Source organism: Cellulomonas sp. H30R-01 (assembly GCF_010119915.1).
In the GTDB taxonomy this organism is placed as follows: Bacteria; Actinomycetota; Actinomycetes; order Actinomycetales; family Cellulomonadaceae; genus Cellulomonas; species Cellulomonas algicola.
Genome location: NZ_CP048210.1, coordinates 2,242,807 through 2,254,192 on the forward strand (window position 1 = coordinate 2,242,807; position 11,386 = coordinate 2,254,192).

10 protein-coding genes are annotated in these 11,386 nt (G+C 72.5%); 3 read left to right on the forward strand and 7 right to left on the reverse strand.

The genetic code is table 11. The features are described 5' to 3' along the window. Positions 1–11: 11 nt before the first annotated feature. The 5 genes from GXP71_RS09950 to GXP71_RS09970 form a co-directional block, all read right to left on the reverse strand. Complete coding sequence (locus tag GXP71_RS09950; protein ID WP_162352523.1) at positions 12–995, reverse strand: carbohydrate ABC transporter permease; 984 nt, start codon at positions 993–995, stop codon at positions 12–14. After that, positions 992–1,960, reverse strand: a complete 969-nt coding sequence (locus tag GXP71_RS09955) for a carbohydrate ABC transporter permease (protein WP_162352524.1) — start codon at positions 1,958–1,960, stop codon at positions 992–994. The genes GXP71_RS09950 and GXP71_RS09955 overlap by 4 nt, the downstream gene beginning before the upstream one ends. 125 nt (positions 1,961–2,085) lie before the next feature. Beyond that, positions 2,086–3,465, reverse strand: a complete 1,380-nt coding sequence (locus tag GXP71_RS09960) for an ABC transporter substrate-binding protein (RefSeq protein WP_162352525.1) — start codon at positions 3,463–3,465, stop codon at positions 2,086–2,088. A gap of 87 nt (positions 3,466–3,552) precedes the next feature. Further along, positions 3,553–5,202, reverse strand: a complete 1,650-nt coding sequence (locus tag GXP71_RS09965) for a glycoside hydrolase family 13 protein (RefSeq protein WP_202924355.1) — start codon at positions 5,200–5,202, stop codon at positions 3,553–3,555. 511 nt (positions 5,203–5,713) lie between these two features. Then, positions 5,714–6,733, reverse strand: a complete 1,020-nt coding sequence (locus GXP71_RS09970; RefSeq protein WP_162352527.1) for a LacI family DNA-binding transcriptional regulator — start codon at positions 6,731–6,733, stop codon at positions 5,714–5,716. Between the two features lie 185 nt (positions 6,734–6,918). Between GXP71_RS09970 and GXP71_RS09975 the strand changes: the two genes are divergently transcribed. Next, positions 6,919–7,794, forward strand: a complete 876-nt coding sequence (locus tag GXP71_RS09975; protein ID WP_162352528.1) for a serine/threonine-protein kinase — start codon at positions 6,919–6,921, stop codon at positions 7,792–7,794. A gap of 6 nt (positions 7,795–7,800) precedes the next feature. Here GXP71_RS09975 and GXP71_RS09980 read toward each other — a convergent pair whose 3' ends face one another. Continuing rightward, positions 7,801–8,298 carry a flavodoxin domain-containing protein gene (locus GXP71_RS09980; RefSeq protein WP_162352529.1) on the reverse strand — a complete coding sequence of 166 codons (498 nt, stop codon included), beginning with the start codon at positions 8,296–8,298 and terminating at the stop codon, positions 7,801–7,803. A gap of 100 nt (positions 8,299–8,398) precedes the next feature. Then, positions 8,399–8,878: a MarR family winged helix-turn-helix transcriptional regulator gene (locus GXP71_RS09985; RefSeq protein ID WP_162352530.1), complete on the reverse strand. Its 480-nt coding sequence runs from the start codon at positions 8,876–8,878 to the stop codon at positions 8,399–8,401. A 192-nt stretch (positions 8,879–9,070) separates the two neighbouring features. Between GXP71_RS09985 and GXP71_RS09990 the strand changes: the two genes are divergently transcribed. Both GXP71_RS09990 and GXP71_RS09995 read left to right on the forward strand, forming a co-directional pair. Then, positions 9,071–10,507, forward strand: coding sequence for an endo-1,4-beta-xylanase (locus GXP71_RS09990; protein ID WP_238402366.1), 1,437 nt, complete (start codon positions 9,071–9,073; stop codon positions 10,505–10,507). A 95-nt stretch (positions 10,508–10,602) separates the two neighbouring features. Further along, positions 10,603–11,178 (forward strand): NYN domain-containing protein, encoded by a 576-nt coding sequence (locus GXP71_RS09995; protein WP_162352532.1) that lies wholly within the window; start codon positions 10,603–10,605, stop codon positions 11,176–11,178. Positions 11,179–11,386: the final 208 nt, after the last annotated feature.

The following is an 11,386-nucleotide window of genomic DNA, read 5'->3' on the forward strand; positions in this document are numbered from 1 at the left end:
AGAAAACGTCGTCAGCCCTTGACCGCTCCCCCGAGCCCTGCGCCGCGCAGGAACATCCGCTGGAAGACGAGGAACATGGCGATCGGGATGAGCGTGGAGATCGCGAGCGCGGCCATGAGCGTGCCCTTGTCGACGTTCGCCATCGACTGCAGGTAGACCGACAGCGGCTTGACCGTGTCGGACTTCAGGACCAGGAAGGGCCACAGGAAGTCCTTCCACGACGCGATCACCGCGAACACCGAGACGACGCCGATGATCGGCTTGCTCATCGGCAGCACGATGCTGCGGAACAGCCGGAACGGTCCCGCGCCGTCCATGCGGGCGGCCTCGAAGATCTCCCGCGGCAGCGAGTCGAAGAACCGCGCGACGAGGACGACGTTGAACGCGCTCGCGCCCGCCGGCAGCCACACCGCGAGGTAGTTGTCGATCAGGCTCGGACCGACCGGCGGGTCGACGACGATCTTGTAGAGCGGCACGAGCAGCACGACGGCCGGGACGAACAGCGTCGCGAGCACCGCCCAGCTGAGGGCCCGCGCCCACGCCGGCCTCAGGACCGACAGCACGAAGCCGCCCGTCGTCGCGACGAGGACCTGCATGAACCACGAGCCCACGGCGACCCACACGGTGTTCATGAAGAACTGCCCGATGTGGTACCTGTTCCACGCCATCTCGACGTTGTGCGTCGTCGCACCGTTCGGGAAGAACGCGAGCGGGGTGCTCTGGATGTCCTGCGTCGGCGTGAACGCGAACTTGCCGAGCAGCAGCAGCGGGCCGAGGCACCACACGACGAGCAGGACGAGCAGCAGGAGGTGCATCGAGCGCCAGGTGTGCTTGACGAGCGGACGGCGCCAGTCGGCGGTCGACAGCGCGCCACGCTCGCCGGAGTCGACGACGAGCCGCCGCCGTCCGAGCCGCCGCGGGGGTGCGTCGACGGGAGCCGGCGCGACCACCGCCTGCGTGGGGTTCGGGGACGACGGGGTCTGCACGGTGGTCACGACTGGCTCCAGCTGCGGGTCAGGCGGAAGTAGACGAGCGACAGCACGGCGAGGACCACCGCGAGGAGCAGGCTCAGCGCCGTCGCCTCCCCGAAGTTGTTGCCGATCGACGTGAACGCGAGCTGGTAGACCCACAGCATCACGGTCAGCGTCGCGTGGTTCGGGCCGCCGTTGGTGAACAGGAACGGTTCGAGGAAGACCTGCGCGGTGCCGATGACCTGCAGGATCAGGGTGATGAAGAGCACGCCGCGCAGGTGCGGCATCGTCACGTGCCACACCTTGCGCCACACCGAGGCGCCGTCGACCTCGGCCGCGTCGTAGAGCTCCGACGGGACGCCGATGAGGGCCGCCAGGTAGATGATCACCGTCCCGCCGGCGGCGGCCCAGGTCGCCTCGAGCACGAGCGACGGCATCGCCATCGTCTGGTCGTTGAGCCACGAGTACGGGCCCAGCCCGACCCAGCCGAGGATCGTGTTGAAGACGCCCTGCGGCCTGGGGTCGTAGAAGAACTTCCACAGCAGCACCGCGACCACGGGCGGCACGACGACCGGCAGGTACGCGAGCACCGAGTACAGGCCCTTGCGGCGGCGCAGCTCGCTCATGAGCACGGCACCGACGAGCGGGATCGGGTAACCGAACACCAGCGCGAGCAGTGCGAACCACGCGGTGTTCCGGACGACCTTCGGCAGCAGCGGGTCCGCGAAGATCGCCTGGAAGTTCTCCAGCCCCACGAACGTCGGCGGGTCGATGAGGTTGGTCTGCTGGAAGCTCATCACGACGGCCGAGACGATCGGCCACCACGAGAAGACGCCGAAGACCAGCAGCAGCGGCAGCGCGAAGACGAGGGCGGACAGCCCGCCGCGGCGTGCCCACGTGAGCGGGCTCCGGCTCGGCACGCGAGCTGCGGGGCGCCCGGGCGCGGCGCCGCGCGGGCGGTCGGTGAGGACGGCGTCGTCCGTGGTCATGAGGCCCTTCCTGGTGGTCCGGGGCGGTCCGGGTCGGTCCCGGGTCCGACGACCCGCGGGTCCGGGTCCCGCGGCGGTGCCGCCGGGTGACGGGATGCGTCACCCGGCGGCACACGGGGTGACGGTCAGCCGTCGATCGCCGACTGACCCGCGTCGTTGGCCGTCGCGAGCAGTGCGTCGATGTCCGCGTTCTCGTCCGAGATGACGGCCTGCACGACCGGGAACAGCTGCGCGTACAGGTCCTGCACCGCGGCCGACGCCTCGGGCACGAGCTCCTGGTCGAACATGACGTCGGTGTAGCCCGTCATGTTCTCGAGCGGGACGTTGACGTAGTCCGCGACCCACTCGAGGGACTGCTCGTAGTTCTCCTTCGAGAAGATCGGGAGCACGGGCGTCCCGACGGCCTGCGCCGGGTCCGCCTCGGCGCGCGTCTTCGCGTCGGCGACCGCCTGGTCCTGGTCCTGCAGCTTGCTCAGGTACCACCAGTCGATCCACTTGACGGCGGCGTCCTTCTGCTCGTCCGTCGACTGCTTCGTGACCGCGGCCATCGTGCCGCCGGTCAGCGCGCCACCGTCGCCCGACGTCGGGATCGCGGTGAGGCCGTAGCCCCAGTCCGCGGTGACGCCGTTGGCCTCGACGAGCGAGTTGTAGACGTCGGAGCCCGACGTGTACATCGCGAGGTTGCCCGCCGCGAACTCGGTGTTGATGTCACCCCAGCCGAGGTCCGTGCGGTCGAGCAGCGAGCCGTCCTCCCACTTGAGGTCGTGCAGCCACTGCAGGTGCTCCGCGACCGCCGGGTCGTCGAGGGTCGCGGTGTACGCGTCGCCGTCGAACGTCTCGATGACGCCGCCGCGCGAGTTCGCGCCCGCCGCGAGCTGCCAGCCGCCCGCGTTGTCGAGCGCCATCATCGCGTAGCCCGCGACGCCGGTGGCGTCGTGGATCTGCTTGGCGTACTGGCGCACCTCGTCCCACGTGGTCGGCGGCTGGTCGGGGTCGAGGCCCGCCTGCTCGAACAGGTTGCGGTTGTAGTGCAGCGCGACCGCGTAGATCGACTTGGCCGGGACGGCGTAGATCTTGCCGTCGTCGCCCGTGCCGTTCGCGATGAGCGCCTCGTTGAACTGGTCGCCGTACGGCAGCGCCTTGACCTGCGCGTCGATGTCCGCGAGCTGGCCGTTCTCGATGAGAGTCTTGCCGTCGGTCAGCGGGATCTCGAAGACGTTCGGCAGCGTTCCGCCCGCGAGCTGCGTCGTGAACGTCGACGCCTTCCACTCGTAGTCCTCGGTCTCGACGTCGATGTCGGGGTACTCCTCCTCGAACGCGGCGACGCGCTCGGCGAGCTGCTCCTTCGCGGCGTCGTCGGCCGTCGGCAGCAGGCCCGCGACCGTGATCTTGACCTTGCCGTCCTCGCCCGTGGGCGAGTCGGAGTCGTCGGTGCTGCACGCGGTGAGCAGACCGATCGAGAGCACACCGGCCAGGGCCAGTGCGGTGGGACGCGAGGACCTCATCGTCACTCCTTCGGGGATGCGGTCGACGGCGGGCGCCGGCCGCGGGGCGGGACTGCGGGTTCGGTGTCGGGGCGGTGCCAGGGCGGGTCAGGTGCGCAGCCACGCGGCCGTGTCGCGCGGCAGCAGGCCTGCGTCGAGCGGGTCGCTCGTCAGCAGGACGTCGGTGTGGGCGGGCAGCGGCACCGGGTCGGTGCCGAGGTTGACGACGCACGTGACGTCGCCGCGGGCGAACGCGAGGACGTCGCCGGTCGTCTCCACCCAGGTGAGCGGCCCGTCACCGAGCGCGGGCTCGGCCCGGCGCAGCGCGAGCACGTCGCGGTAGAGGCGGAGCATCGAGGTGGGGTCGGCCTCCTGCGCCTCGACGGTCAGGTCGGCCCAGTCGGCGGGCTGCGGCAGCCACGTCGGCGCGGGCACGCCGCCCTCGGCCGGGGCGGTGCTGAAGCCGTACGGCGCGGTCGTGCCGGCCCACGGCAGCGGCACCCGGCAGCCGTCGCGGCCCGGGTCGACGCCGCCCGAGCGGAAGTGCATCGGGTCCTGCAGCAGCTCGCGCGGCAGGTCCTCGACCTCGGGGAGACCGAGCTCGTCGCCCTGGTACACGTACAGCGAGCCGGGCAGGGCGGCCGTGAGCAGCGCGGCGGCGCGGGCCCGACGGCGGCCGAGCGCGAGGTCCGTCGGGGTGCCGAACCGCTTCGCCGTGAACGCGAACGACGAGTCCTCACGGCCGTAGCGCGTCACGGGACGCGTCACGTCGTGGTTGGAGAGCACCCACGTGGCGGGGGCGCCCACCGGGCCGTGCGCCGCGAGCGTCACGTCGATCGACTCGCGCATCTGCTTGGCGTCCCACGGGCGCGCCATGAAGTCGAAGTTGAAGGCGGTGTGCATCTCGTCGGGACGCAGGTACTGCGCGAACCGCGCCTTGTCCTGCAACCACACCTCGCCGACCAGCACGCGCGTGCCCTCGTAGGTGTCCGCGACCGCGCGCCACGCGCGGTAGACGTCGTGGATCTCGTCGCGGTCGACGTGCGGGTGCTCCCCCGGCCCCGGCTGCGCGGGCACCTCGGGGAGGTCGCCGTCCTTGACGAGCAGCGCGGCCGAGTCGATGCGGATGCCCGCGACGCCGCGGTCGAACCAGAACCGCAGCACGTCCTCGAACTCCGCGCGCACGTCCGGGTGCGACCAGTTGAGGTCCGGCTGCTGCGGCGCGAAGAGGTGCAGGTACCACTCGCCGGGCGTGCCGTCGGGGTTCGTCGTGCGCGTCCACGTCGTGCCCTGGAAGTCCGACACCCAGTGCGTCGGCATGACGTCGCCGTGCGCACCCTTGCCCGGGTGGAACCAGAACCGTGCCCGCTCCGGGCTGCCCGGACCGGCCGCGAGCGCCGCGCGGAACCACGCGTGCTGCTCGGAGACGTGGTTCGGGACGATGTCGATGATGGTCCGGATGCCGAGCGCGAGCGCCTCGGCGATGACCTGCTCCGCCTCGTCGAGCGTGCCGAACGCCGGGTCGATCGCGCGGTAGTCGGCGACGTCGTACCCGCCGTCGGCGAGCGGCGACTGGTACCAGGGCGTGACCCAGATCGCGTCGACGCCCAGGTCGTGCAGGTACGGCAGCCGCGCGCGCAGCCCCGCCAGGTCGCCCGTGCCGTCGCCGTTCCCGTCGGCGAAGCTGCGCGGGTAGACCTGGTAGATGACCGCGTCCCGCCACCAGGTGGGGTCGGTCTGCGGGTGAGCCTGCGTCACTGCACGTCTCGTCTCTCCTCGGCCCGACGGCGGCGTCGGGTGGATCGGCGCGTCGGACGCGCTGGCGCGTCCTCGCGATGGCAGGACACTAAAGGCCACGACGACATCAACGCAAGAACTCGACAGTCGCGTTACCGAAGTGTGACCGATCGGTGCCCGAAGTCGACGCGCAGAGCCGGGCGGCCGCCAGCGTCAGCGCACCCACGCGCTCGCACGTCGAGGCCGTGACGTCGCGGCGGGGCCGTGACGGGCGAGGCTCACGACCTCACCACGGAGCCGCGGCCTCGGGGGCACGAGGGGCGGGTCGTGGCGGGGGCGGCACGCCTGACGAGGGCGCGTGGCGGCAGGCGTGCAGCACGGGACTCGCGGCCGGACCCGGCGAGACGCGCCGGACAGGTCGGGCCACGCCCGACGCGGCAGGCGGGGCGGGACGCGGCAGGCGGGGCGGGACGCGTGAGGCGGGGCGGGACGCGTCAGGCAGGGCGGGACGCGTCCGGCAGGGCGGGACGCGTCAGGCGGGGCGGGACGCGGGGGCCGGGGCGGTCGAGCCGCGCACGACGAGCTCGGGCTCGAAGAGCAGCTCCTCCTGCGGCACCGACGCACCGTTGATCTGGTTGACCAGCAGGTCGATCGCCGCGCGGCCCATGGGTTCGATGGGCTGCCGCACCGTGGTGAGCGGCGGCTCGGTGCAGTTCATGAAGGCCGAGTCGTCGTACCCGACGACGGAGATGTCGTCCGGCACGCGGAGCCCGGCCCGGCGCGCCGCACGGATGGCGCCGAGCGCCAGCGGGTCGCTGGCGCAGACGATCCCGGTGACGCCGGCCTTGATCAGGCGCGTCGCGGCCGCCTGGCCGCTCTCGAGCGAGTACGCGGAGCGCACGACCTGGTCGTCGCGGAGCTCGAGCCCGAGCCGCTGCGCGACCGCGCGGGCGGCGTGCAGCTTGCGCTCGGACGGCACGTGGTCGACGGGCCCGAGGACGAGGCCGACGCGGGTGTGGCCGAGCGACGCGAGGTGGCCGACCGCCTGCTCGATCGCGACCTCGTCGTCGCACGACACGCGCGGGAACGGCAGGTCCTCGATCGACGCGTTGATGAGCACGACGGGCAGGTGCCGGCCGGTGAGCCGCTCGTAGTGCTCGTGCGTGGCGTCGCGCTGCGCGTAGTGCCCGCCCGCGAACACGATGCCCGAGACCTGCTGGCCGAGCAGCAGCTCGACGTAGTCGGCCTCGGAGACGCCGCCCGCGGTCTGGGTGCACAGCACGGGCGTGAACCCCTGCTGCGCGAGCGCACCGCCGACGACCTCGGCGAACGCGGGGAAGATGGGGTTCTGCAGCTCCGGCAGGACGAGTCCCACGAGGCGTGCGCGCTCGCCGCGGAGCTTGGTGGGGCGTTCGTACCCGAGGACGTCGAGCGCGGTGAGCACGGCCTCGCGCGTCTGGTCGGAGACGCCGGGCTTGCCGTTGAGCACGCGGCTGACCGTCGCCTCGGAGACGCCGACCTTGCGTGCCACCTCTGCGAGTCGCCGTGACATGCGGACCACTCTAGCGACTTCTCGCGCAAGTGACTTGCAGGATCGCGCAAGCGGCTGTCATCTCGGCCTGGTCACGATGGGGTGAAGAGGCGCGCTCGACGTGCGGCGCCCGGGGCAGGCTCCTAGCGTCGTGGTGCGGCGGACGCGCCGCCGACCCGTCGAGAGCATCCCCGAAGGACCGTCCCGTGCCACTCACCGACCTGCGCAGCCCGGCCGGCGCCACGCTCGGGCGACGGTACCGCCTGGGCGAGGCGCTCGGGCACGGCGGCTCGGGTGCGGTCTTCCGGGCGACCGACCGTCGGCTGGACCGCGAGGTCGCCGTCAAGCTCTTCGACCTCGGCTCGGCCGACGGCGACGAGATCCGCCGCTACGCCGCCGAGGCGCGCGTCCTCGCGGGCCTGTCGCACCCCAACCTCGTCGCGCTGCTCGACGTGGGCGCCGACCAGGTCGACGGCGTCGGACCCGTCGCGTACCTCGTCATGGAGCTCGTCGACGGCCGCACGCTGCGCGAGTGCGTGAACGACGGCCCGCTCCCCCGCGGCATCACGGCCGACGTCGGACGGCAGCTCGCGCTCGCGCTCGGCCACGCCCACGCCGCCGGGATCGTGCACCGCGACGTCAAGCCGTCCAACGTGCTCGTCTCCGACTCCGCCGCACCCCCCGGACGCCAGGACGCGCCGACGCTGCCCGTGGTGCTCGCGGACTTCGGGATCGCCGTGAGCGCCGTCCGCGCGGCGGGGACGGACCGCCGCAGCTCCTCCGGGACGGCGAGCTACCAGAGCCCGGAGCAGGCGCTCGGCCGCGGCGTCGGGCCCGCGAGCGACGTCTACTCGCTGGGTCTCGTCCTGCTCGAGTGCCTCACCGGCGAACGCGCGTACCCCGGCGACCCGCTGACGAGCTCGCTCGCCCGACTGCTGCGTCCCGTCGACGTGCCCGAGGACCTCGGGCGGGACTGGGTGCGGCTGCTCGGCGCGATGACGACCGCCGAGCCGGGCGACCGGCCCTCGCCGACCGCGGTCGCCGCGGAGCTGCGCGCGCTGCGCGACACCGACCCGCGCTAGGACGTCTCAGACGTGCGCGGGCGCAAGCGCGTCCGCGATCTCGCCCGCCCACCGCGCCACCGCCGCCATGTCCCGGTGGTCGCCCTCGCGGGCCCGCGCGGCGGAGATCGTCGCGCGCTCGGCGAACGACAGGACCGACCGGTCCAGCCGGCCGTGGAAGCTGCGGTGCCCGCGCGCGCCGACGCGCTCCGCGAGGGCCCGGATCTCGTGCGGGGAGTTCGCGTTCGCCGCGGGCTGGGTCGCGAGACCCGACGACAGCAGCCAGACGGGTCGCGTCGCGAGCTCGTCGGCCAGCCGGTCGGCGAGGTCGCGGGCCGCGGGCATCCAGTGGGCGACGTAGACGGCGGAGCCCAGGACGACGGCGTCGACACCCTCGAGGTCGGCGACGTCGTCGGGCGGCGTCATGGTCACGTCGTGACCCCGCTCGCGCAGCGTCTGCGCGACGACCTCGCCGATTCCCCACGTGCCCCCGTGCCGCGAGGCGATGGTGACCAGGATCCGCATGCCCGCTCCCTCCCTGCCGCCGTCCGGCTCTCGGACCGCTCGTCCATCGTCGCCCGGCGCTGGCCTGGACGGATGGGCCCGAGGTCCTGAGAGACGAGGGTCACGACGGGTCCGGGATGCCCGGTTGCGCGGCGCGCAGCTTGTCGGTGAGGCGGCGCAGCTCGGCGAGCTCGTCGGCGTCGAGAGCACCGCCGACGAGACGCCGGATCGAGCGCACGTGCCGGCGCCCGATCTCGCGCTGCACGCGCTCGCCCTCGGGGGTCAGGGTCACCGCGACCCCGCGCGCGTCGCCCCGCACCGGGCCGCGCACCACGAGGCCCGCGGCCTCGAGCCGCTCGACCATCCGGGACAGGCTCGGCTGGGTCAGCAGGCTGCTCTCGCCGAGCTCCTTGAGCCGCGCCGTGAAGCCCGGGCAGCGGGACAGCGTGAAGAGCACGTCGTACTCGCGGATCGTCAGCGGGTCCCACACGTCGTCGCGCTGGAACCGGCGCATGAGCGCCACCTGCGCGCGGAACAGCGCCTCCCACGCCTCGGCCGCCTCACGCGTGCTCGCGGCGCGCCCGACCGGTCCCTCGACCATCGACTCCCCCTCCGGCGATCGCAACGCCGACGCTATCGAAACTGCAGGCCACGACGTGCCGAAATGATTCAGCACCTCCCCGGCGAACGCATGCCACGAGCAGTGTGCACGCGGCACTCGCACCATGAGGAGGACTCCATGCCCACCACACCACCCGCACCTTGCCGTACGACCCGCCGTTCCCGCACGACGTTGCGCACGTCGGTCGCCGCAGCCGCCGCGACGCTCGTCCTCGGGACGGCGGTGGCGCTGCCCGCGCACGCCGCCACGACGATCAAGGAGGCGGCCGACGCCGCCGGCAAGGACATCGGCTTCGCGCTCGACCCGAACCGCCTGTCCGAGTCCGCGTACAAGTCGATCGCCGACACCGAGTTCAACCTCGTCGTCGCCGAGAACGCGATGAAGTGGGACGCGACCGAACCGTCGCAGAACAGCTTCAGCTTCGGCTCCGGCGACCAGGTCGCGAGCTACGCGGCCGCGACCGGCAAGGAGCTGTACGGCCACACGCTGGTCTGGCACTCGCAGCTGCCCGACTGGGCGAAGAACCTCAACGGCAGCGCCCTCGAGAGCGCGATGGTCAACCACGTGACGAAGGTCGCCGACCACTTCGAGGGCAAGGTCGCGTCGTGGGACGTCGTCAACGAGGCGTTCGCCGACGGCGGCGGCCGGCGACAGGACTCGCCGTTCCAGCAGAAGCTCGGCAACGGCTACATCGAGACGGCGTTCCGGGCCGCGCGTGCGGCCGACCCGACCGCGAAGCTCTGCATCAACGACTACAACGTCGAGGGTGTCAACGCGAAGAGCAACTCGCTCTACGACCTCGTGAAGGACTTCAAGGCGCGCGGCGTGCCGATCGACTGCGTCGGCTTCCAGTCGCACCTCATCGTCGGGCAGGTCCCGGGTGACTTCCGGCAGAACCTGCAGCGGTTCGCCGACCTGGGCGTCGACGTGCGCATCACCGAGCTCGACATCCGCATGCGCACGCCCGCGGACTCCTCGAAGCTCGCGACGCAGGCCGCCGACTACAAGAAGGTCGTCCAGGCCTGCCTCCAGGTGACCCGCTGCCAGGGCGTGACCATCTGGGGCATCACGGACCGGTACTCGTGGGTCCCGGACGTCTTCCCCGGCGAGGGCGCCGCCCTGGTGTGGGACGACGGCTACGCGAAGAAGCCCGCGTACGCGGCCGTCCTGGAGGCGTTCGGCGCGACCCCGACGCCCACCCCCACGACGCCCACCCCGACGCCGACGACGCCGACCCCCTCGCCGACGACACCGACGCCGACCCCGACGACCACCCCCACGACGCCCGTCGGCGCGTGCCGCGTCGTCTACGGCGTGAACCAGTGGAACACCGGGTTCACCGCCAACGTCACGATCACGAACACGTCGTCGTCGGCGCTCGACGGCTGGGCCCTGACGTTCGCGTTCCCGTCCGGCCAGACGATCACGCAGGCCTGGTCGTCGGTGTCGTCGCAGTCCGGCTCGCAGGTCACGCTGCGCAACGCCGCGTGGAACGGGTCGCTCGCGCCCGGCGGCAGCACGCAGATCGGCTTCAACGGTGCCCACAACGGCACCAACACCGCGCCGGGCGCCTTCGCGCTCAACGGCACGCCCTGCTCGGTCGCCTGACCCAGCGGCACGCCACGACCGCACCGGTGCCCGCCGCTCACGCGGGCACCGGTGCGCGTCCGTGCCACGGCCCCGCCCGTCGCTACGCTGACGCGATGAGCACCGACGCGGCAGCCCGCACCACCTACCTGCTGGTCGACGGCGAGAACATCGACGCGACCCTCGGGTCGTCGATCCTCGGCGGGCGGCCGACGCCCGACCAGCGCCCGCGCTGGGAGCGGGTGCTCGGGTTCGCGGAGCAGACGTGGGGACAGCCCGTGAAGGGCCTCTTCTTCCTCAACGCCTCGAACGGCAACCTGCCGATGTCGTTCGTCCAGGCGCTGCTCGCGATCGGGTTCCAGCCCATCCCGCTGTCCGGGGAGTCGTACGAGAAGGTCGTCGACATCGGCATCAAGCGCACGCTGCAGGCGATCGCGTCGCGCGGCGGCGACGTGCTGCTCGCGAGCCACGACGGCGACTTCGCACCCGAGGTCGAGACGCTGGTCGACGAGGAGGACCGCCGCGTCGGGCTGCTCGCGTTCCGCGAGTTCACGTCCACCGCGCTCGCCGGCCTCACCGCGCGCGGCCTGCAGGTGTTCGACCTCGAGTCCGACGTCGCGGCGTTCAACGTCCAGCTGCCGCGGCTGCGGATCATCCCGCTCGACGAGTTCGACCCGCTGCGCTACCTCTGACGCGGCCGCTCGCGGGCGCCGCCTGCGTGATCGGGGTCACAGACCCATAACAGTTCGGTCGCATGTCCGGTTCGTCCGCTTCTGGCGGTCGTGCGAGCACCGTCCCGACTGGTAGACAGTCCCCCGCGCGCCCTCCCGGCCGGGGCCGCCGTGCTCGACGTCAACGGCGACGTCGGGTGCGGCGGCCTCCCGGGAGGGCCTTGTCGTC

Bases quoted from the DNA above. Each gene is read 5' to 3' on its own strand.
- GXP71_RS09970 (WP_162352527.1), bottom strand. From the start codon at position 6,733: ATGTCACGGCGACTCGCAGAGGTGGCACGCAAGGTCGGCGTCTCCGAG.
- GXP71_RS09960 (WP_162352525.1), bottom strand. From the start codon at position 3,465: ATGAGGTCCTCGCGTCCCACCGCACTGGCCCTGGCCGGTGTGCTCTCG.
- GXP71_RS09985 (WP_162352530.1), bottom strand. From the start codon at position 8,878: ATGGTCGAGGGACCGGTCGGGCGCGCCGCGAGCACGCGTGAGGCGGCC.
- GXP71_RS09980 (WP_162352529.1), bottom strand. From the start codon at position 8,298: ATGCGGATCCTGGTCACCATCGCCTCGCGGCACGGGGGCACGTGGGGA.
- GXP71_RS09995 (WP_162352532.1), top strand. From the start codon at position 10,603: ATGAGCACCGACGCGGCAGCCCGCACCACCTACCTGCTGGTCGACGGC.
- GXP71_RS09955 (WP_162352524.1), bottom strand. From the start codon at position 1,960: ATGACCACGGACGACGCCGTCCTCACCGACCGCCCGCGCGGCGCCGCG.